This is a genomic window from Burkholderia sp. AW49-1 (assembly GCF_053427845.1).
This window is the reverse complement of sequence record NZ_JBSAXF010000001.1, coordinates 708446-725881: the sequence shown is the minus strand read 5'-3', so window position 1 is coordinate 725881 and position 17436 is coordinate 708446. Positions and strand designations below refer to the sequence as shown.

General features: G+C 64.6%; 12 protein-coding genes, 1 tRNA gene and 4 pseudogenes. 10 read left to right on the top strand and 7 right to left on the bottom strand.

Translation table 11 applies throughout. The features are described from left to right. Positions 1-74 precede the first annotated feature (74 nt). A complete protein-coding gene (tsaD, locus tag ACV22W_RS03095) occupies positions 75-1115 on the bottom strand; it encodes a tRNA (adenosine(37)-N6)-threonylcarbamoyltransferase complex transferase subunit TsaD (RefSeq protein ID WP_448018113.1) in 1041 nt (346 codons plus the stop codon). A 105-nt stretch (positions 1116-1220) separates the two neighbouring features. After that, positions 1221-1505: pseudogene (locus ACV22W_RS03090) on the bottom strand (transposase); the annotation flags it as partial. Between the two features lie 493 nt (positions 1506-1998). On the opposite strand from ACV22W_RS03090, the pseudogene ACV22W_RS03085 reads away from it, so the two are divergent. From ACV22W_RS03085 to cblR, 3 genes and pseudogenes are all read left to right on the top strand, one after another. Then, a pseudogene (locus ACV22W_RS03085) lies at positions 1999-2268 on the top strand (fimbrial protein); the annotation flags it as partial. Between the two features lie 131 nt (positions 2269-2399). Beyond that, positions 2400-2708, top strand: a complete 309-nt coding sequence (locus tag ACV22W_RS03080; protein WP_448017659.1) for a hypothetical protein — start codon at positions 2400-2402, stop codon at positions 2706-2708. A 461-nt stretch (positions 2709-3169) separates the two neighbouring features. Then, positions 3170-3841 (top strand): cable pilus system response regulator transcription factor CblR, encoded by a 672-nt coding sequence (gene cblR, locus ACV22W_RS03075; protein WP_448017658.1) that lies wholly within the window; start codon positions 3170-3172, stop codon positions 3839-3841. Positions 3842-4009: 168 nt separating this feature from the next. Here cblR and ACV22W_RS03070 read toward each other — a convergent pair. Continuing rightward, a pseudogene (locus ACV22W_RS03070) lies at positions 4010-4135 on the bottom strand (IS3 family transposase); the annotation flags it as partial. Positions 4136-4395: 260 nt separating this feature from the next. On the opposite strand from ACV22W_RS03070, the gene ACV22W_RS03065 reads away from it, so the two are divergent. The 6 genes from ACV22W_RS03065 (at position 4396) to ACV22W_RS03040 (ending at position 11239) form a co-directional block, all read left to right on the top strand. Further along, positions 4396-5616 carry an NAD(P)/FAD-dependent oxidoreductase gene (locus ACV22W_RS03065; RefSeq protein WP_448017657.1) on the top strand — a complete coding sequence of 407 codons (1221 nt, stop codon included), beginning with the start codon at positions 4396-4398 and terminating at the stop codon, positions 5614-5616. A 106-nt stretch (positions 5617-5722) separates the two neighbouring features. Then, positions 5723-5935, top strand: coding sequence for a 30S ribosomal protein S21 (gene rpsU, locus ACV22W_RS03060; protein ID WP_006479415.1), 213 nt, complete (start codon positions 5723-5725; stop codon positions 5933-5935). 185 nt (positions 5936-6120) lie between these two features. Next, positions 6121-6567: a GatB/YqeY domain-containing protein gene (locus ACV22W_RS03055; RefSeq protein ID WP_448017656.1), complete on the top strand. Its 447-nt coding sequence runs from the start codon at positions 6121-6123 to the stop codon at positions 6565-6567. A 71-nt stretch (positions 6568-6638) separates the two neighbouring features. Continuing rightward, entirely contained in the window at positions 6639-8516 is a 1878-nt protein-coding gene (gene dnaG / locus ACV22W_RS03050) for a DNA primase (RefSeq protein WP_448017655.1), read from the top strand. A gap of 88 nt (positions 8517-8604) precedes the next feature. After that, positions 8605-11022, top strand: coding sequence for an RNA polymerase sigma factor RpoD (gene rpoD, locus ACV22W_RS03045; RefSeq protein WP_082721897.1), 2418 nt, complete (start codon positions 8605-8607; stop codon positions 11020-11022). Between the two features lie 138 nt (positions 11023-11160). Further along, positions 11161-11239: transfer RNA gene (locus ACV22W_RS03040), tRNA-Ile, on the top strand. Between the two features lie 175 nt (positions 11240-11414). On the opposite strand, the gene ACV22W_RS03035 is transcribed toward ACV22W_RS03040, so the two are convergent. Continuing rightward, positions 11415-11561: a hypothetical protein gene (locus ACV22W_RS03035; protein ID WP_448017654.1), complete on the bottom strand. Its 147-nt coding sequence runs from the start codon at positions 11559-11561 to the stop codon at positions 11415-11417. Here ACV22W_RS03035 and ACV22W_RS03030 point away from each other — a divergent pair. Beyond that, positions 11554-13104 carry a phospholipase D-like domain-containing protein gene (locus ACV22W_RS03030; RefSeq protein WP_448017653.1) on the top strand — a complete coding sequence of 517 codons (1551 nt, stop codon included), beginning with the start codon at positions 11554-11556 and terminating at the stop codon, positions 13102-13104. The genes ACV22W_RS03035 and ACV22W_RS03030 overlap by 8 nt on opposite strands. Before the next feature lie 142 nt (positions 13105-13246). Here the strand turns inward: ACV22W_RS03030 and ACV22W_RS03025 are convergent. The 3 genes and pseudogenes from ACV22W_RS03025 to ACV22W_RS03015 form a co-directional block, all read right to left on the bottom strand. After that, positions 13247-13633: pseudogene (locus ACV22W_RS03025) on the bottom strand (peptidase S53); the annotation flags it as partial. Positions 13634-13708: 75 nt separating this feature from the next. Continuing rightward, entirely contained in the window at positions 13709-16138 is a 2430-nt protein-coding gene (locus ACV22W_RS03020) for a mechanosensitive ion channel family protein (protein WP_448017652.1), read from the bottom strand. Positions 16139-16419: 281 nt separating this feature from the next. Then, positions 16420-17379 (bottom strand): LLM class oxidoreductase, encoded by a 960-nt coding sequence (locus ACV22W_RS03015; RefSeq protein ID WP_448017651.1) that lies wholly within the window; start codon positions 17377-17379, stop codon positions 16420-16422. Between the last annotated feature and the right edge of the window lie 57 nt (positions 17380-17436).

The window sequence follows — 17436 nt, the reverse complement described above, 5'->3', positions numbered from 1 at the left end:
GAAAAGGCCGCTCGATCGAGCGGCCTTTGTGTTTTGGCTGCCGTATTCCGAAACGTGCCGGTGCGTCGTGCGAATCAGCGTGCGAGCGACGCGAGATCCCAGCGCGGTTTCACCGTGAACGCGTAGTCGGCGTTCGCCTGCTCGGGCCAGCGGCCGAGCCGCAACGCGCCGGCGAGCGCGATCATCGCGCCGTTGTCGGTGCAGAGCGCGAGATCCGGATAGTGCACGTCGAAGCCTCGCTTGGCCGCGGCGGCCGACAGCGTCGCGCGCAACTGGCGGTTCGCGCCGACGCCGCCCGCAACGACGAGGCGCTTGAGCTTCGTCTTCTTGAGTGCGGCGAGTGACTTCGCGACGAGCACGTCGACGGCCGCGTCGACGAAGCCGCGCGCGAGATCGGCCTTCGCGCGTTCGAACGCTTCGCCTTCGAGTTTTGCCGCTTCGAACTTCTTCATCTGCGTGAGCACGGCCGTCTTCAGGCCGCTGAAGCTGAAGTCGAGATCTCCAGAATGGAGCATCGGGCGCGGCAGTACGACTGCGCCTGGCGTGCCCGTTTCCGCAAGCTTCGACACTTCCGGGCCACCCGGATAGCCGAGGCCGATCAGCTTCGCCGTTTTGTCGAATGCTTCGCCGGCCGCGTCGTCGAGCGTCTCGCCGAGCGTCTCGTACACGCCGACATCGGTCACGCGCATCAGCTGCGTGTGGCCGCCCGACACCAGCAGCGCGATGAACGGGAACGGCGGCGGCCCATCGACGAGCAGCGGCGACAGCAGGTGGCCTTCGAGGTGATGGATGCCGACGGTCGGCTTGTTCCATGCCAGCGCGAGCGCATTCGCGATGCTCGCGCCGACCAGCAGCGCGCCGGCGAGGCCAGGGCCTTGAGTGAATGCGATCGCGTCGATGTCCTCGCGGCGCGTGCCGCTTTGCGCCATGACTTCCTCGAGCAGCGGCAGCGCGCGGCGGATGTGGTCGCGCGATGCGAGCTCGGGCACGACGCCGCCGTATTCGCGGTGCATCGCGATCTGCGAATGCAGCGCATGCGCGAGCAGGCCGCGCTGCGTGTCGTAGAGCGCGAGACCGGTTTCGTCGCAGGAGCTTTCGATGCCGAGAACGAGCATGGGTAGAGGCGGGGCGAGCTGCGTCGAGTGCGCCGCGGGAAGGTAAACGTAATCGAGAATTATAGCAGGCGAGGACCTGCCGCCGCTGGGGTGCGGCCCGGGTGTGCGGCCGGGCGGGCAGGGACAACGCTTCTGGAACCTCCCTAACCCGTTAGGGCTTTGTCCGTTGTACTGGCTTGGAATCAGGTGCTTGAGCTGTTCGTTCTCCGATTCCAGCTCCTTGAGCCGGCGGGCGGCGGCCACATCCATGCCGCCGACCTTATTGCGCCAACGATGGAACGTCTGTTCCGAGATGTTGTGGCGTTTGCACAGATCCTTCACCGCCTCGTCCCGGCTCTCGGCCGCGCGCAAGATCCGGATGATTTGTTCGCCGGTAAATCGCTTGTTCAGAGAGTTCTCCTTGCATAAAAGAGAACTCGCTTTCCACATGGCCAAAAGAAACGAAACGGTTCAGGTCACACGCGCTCTAGTCTGTTGGGCACGTGACCCTTCGATGGGGCGAAAGCCATCGCTTTAAGCCTATTCTTATATTCAGCTTGCACACGTTTAATCATAATGCTGGCCGTGCGCTTCAGCAGTTGATGTCATCGATACGAAACGTGCTACTCACGGCAGCAGTGCTCGGCGGAAATGCGCGAATTACCGCGAGGCAATGAGTTTGTCCGGGAGGGTTGCGGTGAGCTTGGTGGCACAGGCGGCCGCGTTGCTGGCACGCACGGTAAAGTTGGTCAGTCTGGTATTTCCGACCTGTCAGTTATTCAACTGGTGAAATCGCGCTTAATCGAGGTGCGATCGTGATTTGAAGAATCAAGTGGATTTGAATCAATAAGTTACCCAAATTATTCGCAGATTGAAATGTGGTCCGCATAGGACGTCACTTGTCGCGATCGCGGAGCGCGTGATCGACCCGGCGACGGACCTCGAGCGCGAGGAGGCCAGTATGAATTCCGGCGACGACGCAATCGTGATCCCGCCGGCCAAGTTCGCGTTGCCGGCTGGCGGCACGCGGCTCGTGCGAGTGATCCCGCTAGGCGTTCCGAAAAAGGAGGTGCTGTATCGCGTCTATCTGCAACCGGTGGCGGCACCGTCCGACGACGGCTCCGCGGCGAAGGGCGATGTGTCAGGCAAGATCGACTTCAGCCTCGTCTGGAGCTACAGGGTGTATGGCGCGAGTTGATCCCGGATCGAGTCGGCACCGATGCACGCGTGAGTTTTCCGCATCTGTCGGACGGCTAACCGCCACTACGCGCAACGATTCCGCGCTGATCTTCAGCCTGAGCCGCCATGAAGGCAGGCGCATCGCGGTCAGGGGGGGGCGTCGCGGTCGATTACTTCACCCGCCAAAGCGGTGTAAAACTCGACATACTCGCGTTCGATTCGGAGGAACTCGCGCGGGCCGCGGTCGCCGACGCCGCGCTGGGCACCGATGTCACGATGCTGCCGATCGTCCGGCGCGTCCCGCGCCAGCTTTACATTTCCGGGATGCTTGAGGAACGCCCCGTTTCGCTCGCGATGCTCACGCGCGCCGACTTGCCGACCGTGCCATCGATTATCGACAAGTCGCTCGCGGCGAAGCGCAACCCGCTGATTTGAGAGATGGTCTCGAGAAACGGCTGCACTACGCCGACGACCTTGCCGTTTTCGCGAAATTCGAACGGGCGCAAATGCAGATCGATGCGCGTTCGCACCACCGGGTGCGAGGCAATCCAGGCCCTTCGTTCAGCAGTGAACTGCTGTGCGTTGACCGCCTATCCCAACGTGGGCATCAGGCAGACGATCGTGTCTGCGAGGACGGCACATCGCTTCAAACTTCGCTTGCTCACACTGTTTCATCAGATTATTTGCCTTGCTGCACCGGGGCGGCCTATCGATTTGCGTCCGACATCGAGATGATCTCCGGCGCATCCAGAAAGCGAGGTCGAAAGCCGGCAAGTTGATCATGACAATCATGAACGACATCCCGCAACGAGATTGAGGTCAGCCGTTTCGCGCCGTACACAGCAACGAAAGGGGTAACAATGAGACCAAAGCACCAAGCGACACGCGTCATAATCTTGGACGACCATGCCGTTGTTCAGCATGGGATTTCTAGTTATCTGACTGGGAAGGCGGGCATTGAAGTAGCGGCGAGTTTCGCGAAGTCGCGCGATTTGATTCGCTGGCTCGAAGCGAATCACGCGGATGTCGTGCTGCTTGACTACACGCTCGGCCCCTGCGAGATCGACGGCCTCGATCTCATCAAGCTCGTCAATACGCGCTTCCCGGATTGCCGGATCCTGATGACATCGAGCAGCGATACCCCAGCGACGGTCAACATGACAATGCGCGCCGGGGCACTCGGCTTCTTCAGCAAAAGTGAGGATCTTGGTGAGTTGGCGTATGCAATCCGCATGGTGGCCAACGGTCGTCCATACATCAGCACTGACCTGGCCGCGCGGATAGAATCAAGCGCGACGCCCGGTTCTCGCGTCGAAGAGGCAAAGGCGGCGAGCGGCGATGGCGCACCGCCGGTCGAGTCCGGATTGTCTGCAGACCTGCGCCTCACCCCGCGCGAGCACGAGGTTCTGCGCTGTTTTCTCGCCGGCATGACCGTGTCCGACATTGCATCGAAGTTTTCCCGCAGCCTCAAGACGATCAGCGCGCAAAAGCAATCGGCGTTTCGCAAACTGGGCGTCCGTAGCGATGCCGAATTTTTCGCGTCGCGCAAGCTGATCGACGGAGGCTGAGACGCCTTGTCATTGCTGTGGCCGAATCCGTGCGCGCATATGCGTGTTGAAGAAGTGAGGTGGCTGGTGGAGTTTGCCCCTGTAATTCCGGGCACAGCGTCACCAAGGATTTCTGAATCCATTGGACGCCGGAACTCGCGAGGTGAGCGGTATTTCAGCGCGTTACGGGGCCAGCATCACGTCGCGCACGATGTTGCCGCTATGACCTGCCGTCGTGACCGCCCGACTTATCGCTTCACGGTCGCAACAATCCAGCGCAAACGTCACGCGCAGCGGTTCTCCGTAGTCGATACGCGAGCAATGTGCTCGTCGGTGCGGTGTCATTGGTCAGAGTGGGTAGTACGGCCCTGCCGAACAACAAGGATGAACCCTGTAGGTTCGCGATTGCGTGCGGCCCCGCCCGCGAATCGAGGTTGCGCCACCATCCAGGCGTTGCGTTCTCCGCCGTCGCATGTATCATTCGCCCTTCCTCAAGATGGTCATCGGCCACTTACGCCTAAGCATCTGATAAATCTGGATAATTTGCCTAACTCATGCAAAGTTCCTGAAGCGCAATGGAAACTTACGACATCGCCGTGATCGGCGCGGGCGCCGCCGGGATGATGAGCGCCGCGGTCGCCGGGCAACTCGGCCGCCGCGTGGTGCTGATCGACCACGCGCCGCGGCTCGCCGAGAAAATCCGCATCTCGGGCGGCGGCCGCTGCAATTTCACGAATCTCTACGCGGGCCCCGACAATTACCTGTCGTCGAATCCGCATTTCGCGCGCTCGGCGCTTGCGCGCTACACGCCGCGCGACTTCCTCGGGCTCCTCAAGCGCCATCACGTCACCTGGCACGAAAAGCACAAGGGGCAGCTCTTTTGCGATCACGGCAGCGACGCGGTCATCGACATGCTGAAGCACGAATGCGATGCGGGCGGCATTGCCTGGCGCCGGCCGGTGGTCGTCGACGCGGTGCGCCACGCGTCGGCCGACGGCTTCACGCTCGACACGCAGCAGGCGGGGCCGATCCGCGTACGCGCGCTGATCGTCGCCACCGGCGGCCTGTCGATCCCGAAGATCGGCGCGACCGACTTCGGTTACCGGCTCGCGAAGCAGTTCGGCCACAAGCTCGTCGATACGCGGCCCGCGCTCGTGCCGCTCACCTTTGCGCAGCAGGACTGGGAGCCGTTCGCGGCGTTGTCCGGCGTGTCGCTCGAAGTGCGCGTGTCGACCGGCGACAAGAAGCGCGGCGGCGAATTCGTCGAGGATCTGCTGCTGACCCATCGGGGCCTGTCGGGCCCCGGCATCCTGCAGATTTCCAGCTACTGGCAGTCCGGCGATCCGATCCGCATCGACCTGCTGCCGCAGCGCGACGCGGTGGCCGACCTGCTCGACGCGAAGCGCACGTCGAAGCGCCAGATCGGCTCGCTGCTCGCGGACTGGGTGCCGTCGCGCCTTGCTCACGTCTGGCTCGACACGCACCATGTCGCGCCGGACGCGAGGCTCGCCGATCTGCCCGACAAGACGCTGCGCCAGATCGGCGACGCGCTGTCCGGCTGGACGCTGACGCCGAACGGCACCGAGGGCTACAAAAAGGCCGAGGTGACGAAGGGGGGCGTCGATACGCGCGAACTGTCGTCGGCGACGATGATGAGCGCGCGGGTGCCGGGGCTGTTCTTCATCGGCGAGGCGGTGGACGTGACGGGCTGGCTCGGCGGCTACAATTTCCAGTGGGCGTGGGCATCCGGCACGGCGGCCGGGCAGGCGGCGGCGGAGTTTGCGCGTGGCGCCTGACGCGGCCGCGCGGGCCCGCCATTGACGGGACCCGGCCCTTATGTCTTTGCTTGGCGCTCTGCTATACTCGTAAGTCTTCCCTGCAAACCTTTATTCGTGTCGGATCATGACGATCATTCGCGTTAAAGAAAACGAGCCGTTCGAAGTCGCCATGCGCCGCTTCAAGCGCACGATCGAGAAGAACGGTCTGCTGACCGAGCTTCGTGCGCGGGAGTTTTACGAGAAGCCGACCGCCGAGCGCAAGCGCAAGAAGGCCGCCGCAGTGAAGCGTCATTACAAGCGGATCCGCAGCCAGACGCTGCCGAAGAAGCTGTACTGAACGATTGAGCGCCGCGCGATTCACAGAGCGGCGCACCGGCGACCTCCGCGCGATCGGCCTCGATCCGGGGCCGCGAGTCGCCGATGCCGGATTCGAGCAACCCGCTTGAGACTTAGTCCCAAGCGGGTTTTTGTGTTGACGCCCGTTCGCGGGCGCCGAAGTCACGTTTCCATCCCGGGTGCAAGATGAGTTTGAAAGAGCAGATCAGCGAAGACATGAAGGCCGCGATGCGCGCGAAGGAAAGCGAGCGTCTGGCGACGATTCGCCTGCTGATGGCCGCGATCAAGCAGCGCGAGGTCGATGATCGGGTAACCCTCGACGACGCGGGCATCACCGCGGTGATCGACAAGATGATCAAGCAGCGCAAGGACTCGATCAGCCAGTTCGAAGCCGCCGGCCGCGATGATCTCGTCGCGAAGGAACAAGCCGAACTGACCGTGCTGGGTGCATACATGCCCGCGCAACTGTCGGATGCCGAAGTGGCTGCCGAAGTCCAGGCCGCGGTCGCGGCAACAGGCGCTGTCGGCCCGCAGGACATGGGCAAGGTGATGGGCGTGCTGAAGGGCAAGCTCGCCGGCCGGGCCGACATGACGGCCGTTTCCGCGCAGGTCAAGGCCGCGCTGTCGAAGTAAAACCCGCTTCCCGGCGCGCCGCATGCGCGTGCGCCGGGACGTCGTATTGTCTTTTTTCGCTCGATCCCACGGTGATTCCGCATTCGTTCCTGCAGGATTTGCTGAACCGCGTCGATATCGTCGACGTGGTGGGCCGGTACGTGCAGCTCAAGAAGGGCGGCGCCAACTTCATGGGGTTGTGCCCGTTCCATAACGAGAAGAGCCCGTCGTTTACTGTCAGCCCGACCAAGCAGTTCTATCACTGCTTCGGCTGCGGCGCGCACGGCACTGCGATCGGTTTCCTGATGGAACACGCAGGGCTTACGTTCCCGGAAGCCGTGCAGGAGCTCGCGCAATCGGTCGGGCTGACCGTGCCGCACGAACCGTCGATGCGCGGTGGTGGCGGAGTCGGTGCGGGTGGCGGCGACTATCCGGCGCCCGTATCGAAATCGGTTGCGACCGCGCTGTCCGACGTGATGTCCGCCGCGTGCGATTACTACCGCAAGCAGTTGCGCGGCGCGACGGTCGCGATCCAGTACCTCAAGAACCGGGGCCTGACCGGCGAAATCGCTGCGCGCTTCGGGCTCGGCTATGCGCCGGACGGCTGGCAGAACCTCGAAACCGCGTTCCCGGACTACCGCGACGACGCGCTCGTCGAATCGGGCCTCGTGATCGTCAGCGAGAAAACCGATGCGCAGGGCGTCGCGCGGCGCTACGACCGGTTCCGCGAGCGGATCATGTTCCCGATCCGCAACGTGAAGGGGCAGGTGATCGGGTTCGGCGGCCGCGTTCTCGGCAGCGGTGAGCCGAAGTATCTGAATTCGCCCGAAACGCCGCTGTTCAACAAGGGCAGCGAACTATACGGGCTGTTCGAGGCGCGTCTCGCGATCCGCGAGCGCAAGTACGTGCTGGTCGTCGAAGGCTACATGGACGTCGTCGCGCTCGCGCAGCTCGGCTTCCCGAACGCGGTCGCGACGCTCGGCACGGCGTGCACGCCGATTCACGTGCAGAAGTTGCTGCGCCAGACCGACACGGTCATTTTCAGCTTCGATGGCGACTCGGCCGGCCGGCGCGCGGCACGGCGCGCGCTCGAGGCGTGCCTGCCGCATGCGGCGGACAATCGGACGATCCGATTCCTTTTCCTGCCGTCCGAGCACGATCCGGACAGCTACGTGCGCGAATTCGGCGCGGACGCGTTTTCCGAGCAAGTCGAGCGCGCGATGCCGCTGTCACAATTTCTGTTGAACGAAGCGATTGCCGGCAAGGCGCTCGACCAGCCGGAGGGTCGAGCGAAGGCGCTGTTCGACGCGAAGCCGCTGCTACAGGCATTGCCGGCGAACGCGTTGCGCGCGCAGATCATGCACATGTTCGCCGACCGGCTCGATATCCCGTTCGAGGAAGTCGCGGGGCTGTCGGACGTCGATGCGCGCATCGCGGCGCCGGCGCGCCAGGCGCCCGCGCGCAGCGAACGGCGGCGTGTGACTGACAGCGAAAAGCGCGCGTTGCGTACGCTCGTGATGCATCCGCGGATCGCGTCGCAACTCGACGACGAACAGCTTGCGACCCTGCGCGCGTTGCCGCGGATCGGCGAGCTGTTCGCCGAAGTCGTCGAGCATGCGCGTGCGCTGGGCGACGGCGCGGAGTTCCGGCTACTGTCGGATGTCCTGCGGACGTCCTCGAACGGCGCGACTTACGAGGAAATCTTCCGCGAAATTCTGGACTATGATGAAAACGTCCGCGATTTGCTGTTACAGAATCCGGAAGACGAGACGGTGCCCGAGCGGCAGCGTGAACAGGAACGGATCGCGGGGGAGGAACTGCAGGCCGCGGTGCTCAAGATGCGCTATGACGCCTGCTGCGACCGGCTCGATCGGCTTGCGCGGCAGTCCACCTTCACACCCGAGGAACTGGCGGAATTGACGGAATTGAACCAGCAGCGAACCGACATGAAGCGTCGGCTCGGGCTGTAGGCGGCCGGGGCGCCAAGAGAGGGCGCCCCAGCGTGCTATAATATAAGGTTTCCAGCGGTTTGTTTTCTAAGCAGAGGCGAGAATCGCGATGGCAAAGACGACAGGCGGAAAGAAAGCAACAGGCAAGGGCTCGACGGAGCCGACCACGAAGGTCACAGCGGCCAAGTCTGCTTCTTCCACCAGGACAACGTCTTCAGCCACGTCAGCCCCTGCAGGAAAGAAAACCGCGGCCGGCACTGCTCAGGCTGCGCCGGCGCCGGCAGCCAGAACACGGGCTGCCGCCAGACCCGACTCCGGGCCGGCCAAGCCGGCGGCGAAGCGGGCAAGTGCGAAAAGCGCAAGGGACACGACTGCCGCCGCGGACGAAACGGCAGTACGTACTACTCATGCACCCACGGTTCAACCGGCTGTCGTCCAGCAGCCGCGAGTCGATATAGCCGGTACGGCGAACTCCATGACCAAAAAGCTGAACGAAGTATCCGTCGATGACGACGCAAATCAGAGCGACGAGCAGCCCGCAGCCGCGGCTGCCCCGGGCAAATCCAAGGTGCGGGATCGTCGCGCCAAGGAAAAGGCGCTGCTGAAGGAAGCGTTCGCGACGAGCACGCCCGGCACGGCCGAGGAGCTCGAAGAGCGCCGCGTGAAGCTGCGCGCGCTGATCAAGCTCGGCAAGGAGCGCGGCTTCCTCACGTATGCCGAAATCAACGACCACCTGCCGGACAACTTCACCGAAACTGAAGCCCTCGAAGGCATCATCGGCACGTTCAACGACATGGGCGTGGCGGTTTACGAGCAGGCTCCGGACGCGGAAACGCTGCTCCTGAACGACAACGCGCCGGCCGCGTCGTCGGACGATGAAGTCGAGGAAGAAGCGGAAGTCGCGCTGTCGACCGTCGATTCGGAATTCGGTCGCACGACCGATCCGGTCCGGATGTACATGCGCGAGATGGGCACGGTCGAGCTGCTCACGCGCGAAGGCGAAATCGAGATCGCGAAGCGGATCGAGGACGGCCTGCGCCACATGGTGATGGCGATTTCCGCGTGCCCGACGACGATCGCCGACATCCTCGCGATGGCCGAGCGCGTCGCGAACGAAGAGATCCGCGTCGACGAACTCGTCGACGGCCTGCTCGATCCGAATGCTTCGGACTCCGCCGATACGGACGGTTTCTCCGCGAAGGAAGCCGAAGCCATCGAGAACGAGGACGAGGAAGCCGAAGAGGAAGAGGAAGAAGAGGAAGAGGAGGAGGATGACGGTGCCGCTCAGGCGTCGGCCAACGCCGCTCAACTCGAAGCCCTCAAGCGTGCATCGCTCGACAAGTTCTCGCAGATCAGCGAGTGGTTCGACAAGATGCGCCGCGCGTTCGAGAAGGAAGGCTACAAGTCGAAGTCCTACCTGAAGGCGCAGGAAACGATCCAGACCGAGCTGATGACGATCCGCTTCACCGCGCGTACCGTCGAGCGTCTGTGCGACACGCTGCGTGCGCAAGTGGACGAAGTGCGTCAGGTCGAGCGTCAGATCCTGCACATCGTCGTCGACAAGTGCGGCATGCCGCGTTCGGAATTCATCGCGCGCTTCCCGGGCAGCGAGACGGATCTCGACTGGGCCGAGAAGATCACGGCCGAAGGCCATCCGTACAGCGCGGTCCTGTCGCGTAACGTTCCGGCGATCCGCGAACAGCAGCAACGTCTGATCGACCTGCAGGCGCGCGTCGTGCTGCCGCTGAAGGATCTGAAGGAAACCAACCGCCAGATGGCGGCCGGCGAACTGAAGGCGCGTCAGGCGAAGCGTGAAATGACCGAGGCGAACCTGCGTCTCGTGATCTCGATCGCGAAGAAGTACACGAACCGCGGCCTGCAGTTCCTCGACCTGATCCAGGAAGGCAACATCGGCCTGATGAAGGCGGTGGACAAGTTCGAATACCGTCGCGGCTACAAGTTCTCGACCTATGCGACGTGGTGGATTCGCCAGGCCATCACGCGTTCGATCGCGGACCAGGCGCGCACGATCCGTATTCCGGTTCACATGATCGAAACGATCAACAAGATGAACCGCATCTCGCGGCAGATCCTGCAGGAAACCGGTCTCGAGCCGGATCCGGCAACGCTCGCCGAGAAGATGGAGATGCCGGAAGACAAGATCCGCAAGATCATGAAGATCGCGAAGGAGCCGATCTCGATGGAAACGCCGATCGGCGACGACGACGATTCCCATCTCGGCGACTTCATCGAGGACAACAACACGGTCGCGCCGGCGGATGCCGCGCTGCATGCAAGCATGCGCGACGTCGTGAAGGACGTGCTCGATTCGCTGACGCCGCGCGAGGCGAAGGTGCTGCGGATGCGTTTCGGTATCGAGATGAGCACCGATCACACCCTCGAGGAAGTCGGCAAGCAATTCGACGTCACCCGCGAGCGAATCCGTCAGATCGAGGCCAAGGCGCTGCGCAAGCTGCGTCACCCGAGCCGTTCCGACAAGCTGAAGTCGTTCCTCGAAGGGAACTGATTTCCAGCGTCTTACTTGTGAACGCCGCCGGCATCCGCGTGATGCCGGTGGCGTTTGTCCTCTTTGGCGTCTTTGTTGTTACAATGCCGGCCCGGCTTCGTTGCCGGCGTGGCGTCTAGCACACGTTGCTTCTCGTCTGGGCCCCTAGCTCATGCTTGGTTAGAGCAGCGAACTCATAATTCGTTGGTGCCGGGTTCGACTCCCGGGGGGCCCACCAGATTCGCTTCCAGGGTTATCCGGGGAAGCCTCGGAACCCGCGACGCCGCAAGGCTTCGCGGGTTTTTCTTTTGGCGCGCCGCGTGAATGTGTCGAGCGTGTTGAATGCGTTCACGCCGGCGTCGCGTGTCGCATTGCCGCCACCGGCGAAACGCGCGGAGCGTGCCGTCCCGATATCAATCGAAGTATGCTGTAGCGCGGTCGGCGCGCACGATCGAGAATCGTCGCGCGCGCGAACCGTAGGCCAGCGCCGCGTTCCGTCCGGCGGCCAGAACAAACACAAACAGACTTCGCCCGACAGTGGGGGCGGCCATCATGATCACGTTGCGTTCCTGGAGTGCGATTCTGTCGTTGCTGATGCTTGCCGCATGCGCCAGCCTGCCGCCGCAGGCCGGTCGCGCGCCAACGCACGCATTCACCGATACCGAAACCACGCGCCTCGGCATCGCATTCCGCCAGCAGGCCGCCGCCCATCCGGGACAGGACGCGTTTCACCTGCTGCGCGATCCCGTCGATGCACTCGATGCACGCGTGCTGCTCGCCGATCGCGCGGACCGCTCGCTGGACCTTCAGTACTACATCTGGCACGACGACCTGACCGGACACGAACTCGCGGATGCGATCGTCCGTGCGGCCGATCGCGGGGTTCGTGTGCGTGCGCTGCTCGATGATCTCGGGACGAACGCGGACGATCGCAAGCTGCTCGAGATCAGTTCGCATCCGAACATCGAGATCCGGCTCTTCAATCCGGTCGCCACACGCCACTTCAAGAAGATCGGCACGGTGCTCGAGTTCTCGCGCGTCAACCGGCGCATGCACAACAAGGCGATGATCGCGGACAACCAGGCGGCAATCGTCGGCGGCCGCAACATCGGTGACGAGTATTTCGGCGCGTCGTCGATGCTGGAGTTCGGCGATCTCGATGTGGTCGTGCACGGCCCCGTCGTGAACGACATCTCGACCGAATTCGATACGTTCTGGAATTCGCCGTATGCGTATCCGGTCGATGCGCTGGTCGGGCACGACGCGGCGCCGGGCGGCCTCGACCGGGAGCGCGAACGGTTGCGCGATTACCTGCGCGCGATGGAGGACAATCCGTACGTGCTCGAGGCGCGCCACAGGCTCGACCAGATCGTGCACGGACAAGGCACCGAGCTGTCCTGGGGGCGGGCGACGGTCCTGTACGACGATCCGGCGAAGATCGCACGCTCGCCGAAAGACAGCGACGGGCATCTGATGCCGCAACTGCGCGCGCTTGCGTTGCGGCCGGAGCAGGAACTGCTGATCGTGTCGCCGTACTTCGTGCCGGGCAAGGACATGGTCGAACGGCTGCACGCGCTCACGGCACGCGGCGTGCGCGTGACGATCCTGACCAACTCGCTCGCATCCACCGACGTCGCGGCCGTGCATGCCGGCTACCGGCGCTATCGGAGTGCGCTGCTGGAAGCCGGCGTGCGGCTTTACGAACGGCGACCGTCCGGCGACAAGAGCATCGCGAAGCAGGTCATCATCGGCTCGTCGCGTGCTTCGCTGCATGCGAAGACCTATGTGTTCGATCGAAAGAGCATCTTCATTGGTTCGATGAATCTCGATCCGCGCTCGCTGAACCTCAATACCGAGATCGGCGTTTACTGCGAGAGCCCGGCAATTGCGTCGGAGGTCGCGACGGACCTCGAGCCGCGGCTCGATCGAATCGCGTGGCGAGTCGAATCGCGGACCGATCCGGCCGGGAAGGGGCGGCTCAAGTGGATTCAGACCGACGCGGACGGGACGGTGACCGAGATCGATCACGAACCGGAAGTGTCGGCGGCGCGGCGCATGGAAGTGTGGTTTCTCGGCTTGTTTCCGATCGAATCGCAGCTGTGATTTCGCTGGCCCGCGACGACCGCGGGCGGTGTGTGCCGACGCGCAGCGTCGATCTGGAGGCGCTGCGCGCAGCGGCGCAGATACGGCTCCAGGCGCGCGAAACGACCCGCACCCGGAACCGCACCGCTCATTGCACGATCGATCAGCGCGCGAAATCCGACGTGCTCTGGATGAACGTGTTCAGCTTCGAGATGTTCACGCCGCCGAAGCCAGTCGTCGCGTCCCGGCCAGCCTTCGCCTTGCAGCCGTACGTGCCGCTGCCGTTGTTGCCGGACGTCACGTCGTGCGCCAGCGCTGCATTGCTCGGGAAGTATTTGTAGATGCTCGACGCCGGGAAGCCGAGCGCGTTGTTGTTGGCCGATTGCAGCCGCGCCCGGATGCCGATGAAGATCGGTGCGGCGACGCTCGTGCCGCCTTCGTTGTTCAGGTAGCCGGAGTCCCACAGCGTGTCGGACGTCTGGCCGTTCACCACGAGGATCGCGCCGGTGCGTAGATCGGCGTCGAAGCCGACGTCCGGCAGTGAAGCGCGTTCAGCGCGCTATCGGTCGTTCAATGGCATGGGCACAAGGGCACGACGCGACGCATGATGGCTCGGCCATCGGCATCAGCCCGGCTTGCGGTCCGGTGCAGCGGGCGGTGGCGTGCCGGCGGTCGGGGCGCCGTTCTCATCGCTCTCGGGCGCCACGGGCCGCGAACCGTCGTCATACGCGACGAGGCTGCGCTGCGGATTCGCGATCCGGATTCCTCGTTCGTGGAACAGCACCGCGATGCGCCGGTTGAATTCGCGCTGCACGCCCCAGCGTGCCGAGTCCTTGCACTGGATCTGTCCGGCCAGCGCAATCGTTGCGCCGTCGACCTGGTCGATGCCCCAGTAGCTGAAATCCGACAGGATGCCGTCCTTGTAATTCGGATCGTCGCGCAACGCGGCGCCGATTTCCTTCAGCGTCGCGATCGCCCGATCGATGTCCTGGCCGTATGCGATGCTGACCTTGACGGCCGCGTTGCCGAGCCCGCGATTCGTGTTGTTGACGGTCGTCACCGAGCTGAACGGGATCGTATAGAGCGACCCGTCGCCCGCGCGCAGTCGCACCGTGCGGATCGACAGATATTCGACCGTGCCGGACACGCCGGCGAGCGTGACCCAGTCGCCCACCTGCATCGCGTTCTCCATCAGCAGGAAGATTCCGGTGATGAAATCCTGCACGAGCTTCTGCGAGCCGAAGCCGAGCGCGACGCCGAAGATGCTGGCGCCGGCGAGCAGCGGACCGATGTTCACGCCGATTTCGCTGAGGCCCGTCAGCACGACGACGAGCGCGATCATGATGAACAGCAGCGAACGCAGCATCGGCAGCAGCGTGCGCAACCGCGCCGCGCGCACGAGGTTGCCCTCGCGCGTCCACTGCTGCAGGCGGCGCTCGATCGCGATGTTTGCGGCTTCCCATACGATCAGCGCGACGACGGCCGCGATCGCGATCGTGATCAGCGCCGAGGCGAGCCGATGGCCGATCGTGCCGGTCTGGAAGGCGTGGAAGATCGGCACGCCCCAGATCTGCAGCAGCAGCACGACAGTCACGACGGCGATCACGGCCGACACGATCTGGCGCACCAGCGGGTAGTACCGGTACGCGTGCAGGTGGACCAGCGTGCGATCGTCGTCACGGCGCTGGAACAGTCGCGCGAGCGCACCGAACACGACGATCGACACGATGCGCATGCCGATCATGGCGGCGATCGAGCGGCCGCCGAGCGCGATCAGCACGCGGTAGCCGTTGTGAACGTCGAGCGCCCACACGAACCACAGCGCCATCACGACGAACACCGACACGGGGGCCCACGCGTCGGCGAGCGCGTTGCCGATCATCGCGAAGGCCGGCCGATCGTCGCCGGCGGCGCGGATGCGGGCGGCGACTGGCTGGCGGCACCGAAGAATCAGTGCCGAGATCATCAAGTGGCCGACGAGCGCGACGGCTTTCAGCAGCGCGACGTGACCGGCGTCGCTGAGGCCGAAGCTCGCGGCGATTTCGACCGCAGCCGTGCAGACGCCGACGACGATCACGATCCGCGCGATCGAGCGTTGCGCGATCGCGGCCCATGCGTCGCTGACGTGCAGCAGCCGCAACTGCCGCGCATCGGGCTGGAAGAACAGCCGGCTGACGATCGTCACCAGGCGACAGATCACGTAGATGTCGATCAGCGATTCGAGTGCGGTTTCGGTCGGCGTGCCGGCGCCGTCGAGCAGCGACATCGTCAGGCTCGCGATGCCGACGAACACCAGCAGCGGCACCACGCGCAGCGCGAGGCTGACCAGCGCGCGCGGCATCCGGCGCAGCAGCGTGGTGTGGCGCCGTGCATGGCCACGGCTTTGCGACGACGTATCGGGCGCGGTGGTGCCTTCGCCGCTGGCCTCGGCGTCGGCCGGCGCTGACGCGCTGGAATCGCCAGTCCCGGCAGGTTGGGACTCGGCCCGACGCGACGATTCGGCCCGACGCGTGCCCAGGGCGCCCTGCGCGCGCCGTAGCAGCCGCTTCGCGAACCATTCGACGACGAACGCGGGCACGAGCACGGCGAGCATGACCAGGATCGCGCGCGTGAGGTCCGCGCGTTCGTCGGCGCGCACCAGCCGTTCGTGCCACCAGTTGCCGACGGAGCCGACATCAAGCAGCGAGTGCAGCGATTCGTTCAGCGCACCGCCGATTTCGCCGGTCCAACGTGCCCCCTGCCGGACGAGCATCGACGCGAGGCCGTTCGTCGTGAGCGCGGCGGGCGCAGCCGATGCCGCGCTGGCCGGTGCCGCGGCGCTCGCCGGAAGCACGGGCGTGGTCAGCACGCCGACGGCGGCGATTGCGCGCAACGTCGTTTCGACTTGTTCGCGCTCGCGCGGATTTTGCAGGACGGAGAGGGCCTGCTGCGCCTGTTGCGGCGTCAGGGCCGGCGCGGCGCCGGAGGCCGCCGATGCGGCGGCTGGTGCGTGGGCGGCCGCGTGGGCAATCGATACGATGGCGGCGAGCAGCCAGCCGAGCAGGAAATGTCGCATGGGTAGGCGTGCGGGCGCGCATGTGGCCCGCCGGGCTGGACGATGGACGGAAGTTAACATGATCGCGAACGGACCCGAATAGTTCCGTCGACGAATGTTCGAATCGGGCATGCAGCAAGCGGTGCGGTCTGTTTCGCGTGGCGGCGGTGTTCGCGAGCCGCTGTTCGCGCACGTCGACCCTTGCGATGGTCAGACCAGGAACGAAACGTGCTGCCCGGCACATCGACTCGGTACAAACCACGACCGCGGTTACGTGCAGCGAACTCCGGATTCCTGATGAATCAGCCCTGCTCGTCGTGAAAGATCGGCAGCACGTGCTCGGCGATTTCCTCGATGACCTCGCGCACGGGCCGGTCCGAGCCGGGATTCAGCGTGACGTGGTGCGTGCCGGCCGCGCGCATGTCCCGCAAGATGCCGACCAACGCGTTCCGTCCGGTCGCGTAGCCGAGCGACAGCGCGCGGGCCGGCGCATCGCGATTCGCATCGAGATCGAGCCGCATCGACACGCCGAACGCGCGAAAACCCGGCTGCGCGAGCCGGTCGACGGCCGCGCGCCACATCGAATAACGCGAACGCTGCGTGTCCGGATCGCGGTGGTACGTCATCCAGCCGATCGCGTTCCGTGCGATCCAGTCGACGCTCTGTCCGCCCGAGCCGACCGCGAGCATCGGCACTGCGGCATCGCCGCGCGGCAGCAGCGAAAAGTCGGGCGCGTCGGGCGGTGTTTCGTCGGGCAGCACGCGAGACGGCATGCCGAGTGCGGCCGCGACGATGTCCCAGTGCCGGCGATACCGGTCGCGCCGCGTTTCCGCATCGACGCCGAACGCCGCATATTCGGGCGGCCGGTCGCCGGAACCGAGGCCGAGGATGAAGCGTCCGCCGGACAGCGTCGCAACCGACAGCGCGCCTTTCGCGATATGCAGCGGATGACGCAGCGGCAGCACGATCGCGCCGCTGGCGAGCACGATCCGGCGCGTGCGCGACGCGAGCGCGCCGAGCAGCACCCACGGATCGAGGTGCCCGACCGGGTCGGGATAGTCGGCGCTGTTCAGCGGTACGTCGCGAATCCACAGTGCGCGAAAGCCGAGCGAATCGGCCAGCGCCGCGAGTTCGAGCTGCTCGTTGAAATCGGCAACGGTCCGGCCGCCGCGCAGCAGCGGCAGCGTCAGGCCGACCGACAGCCGCTCGGGCGAGAAGACGCGTTGCGCAACGTCGGCGCGGCCTGAGGCGGGCAGGGGCATGTCCATTCCTTGAAGACGGGGCGAAGCGGGCGCGCGCAGTACGGTGTTCGCATCCTA

Coding starts and splice junctions, on each gene's coding strand:
- ACV22W_RS03030 (WP_448017653.1), top strand. CDS start 11,554: ATGATCACGTTGCGTTCCTGGAGTGCGATTCTGTCGTTGCTGATGCTT.
- ACV22W_RS03015 (WP_448017651.1), bottom strand. CDS start 17,379: ATGCCCCTGCCCGCCTCAGGCCGCGCCGACGTTGCGCAACGCGTCTTC.
- ACV22W_RS03055 (WP_448017656.1), top strand. CDS start 6,121: ATGAGTTTGAAAGAGCAGATCAGCGAAGACATGAAGGCCGCGATGCGC.
- tsaD (WP_448018113.1), bottom strand. CDS start 1,115: ATGCTCGTTCTCGGCATCGAAAGCTCCTGCGACGAAACCGGTCTCGCG.
- rpoD (WP_082721897.1), top strand. CDS start 8,605: ATGGCAAAGACGACAGGCGGAAAGAAAGCAACAGGCAAGGGCTCGACG.
- ACV22W_RS03065 (WP_448017657.1), top strand. CDS start 4,396: ATGGAAACTTACGACATCGCCGTGATCGGCGCGGGCGCCGCCGGGATG.
- ACV22W_RS03020 (WP_448017652.1), bottom strand. CDS start 16,138: ATGCGACATTTCCTGCTCGGCTGGCTGCTCGCCGCCATCGTATCGATT.
- ACV22W_RS03080 (WP_448017659.1), top strand. CDS start 2,400: ATGAAGGCAGGCGCATCGCGGTCAGGGGGGGGCGTCGCGGTCGATTAC.
- rpsU (WP_006479415.1), top strand. CDS start 5,723: ATGACGATCATTCGCGTTAAAGAAAACGAGCCGTTCGAAGTCGCCATG.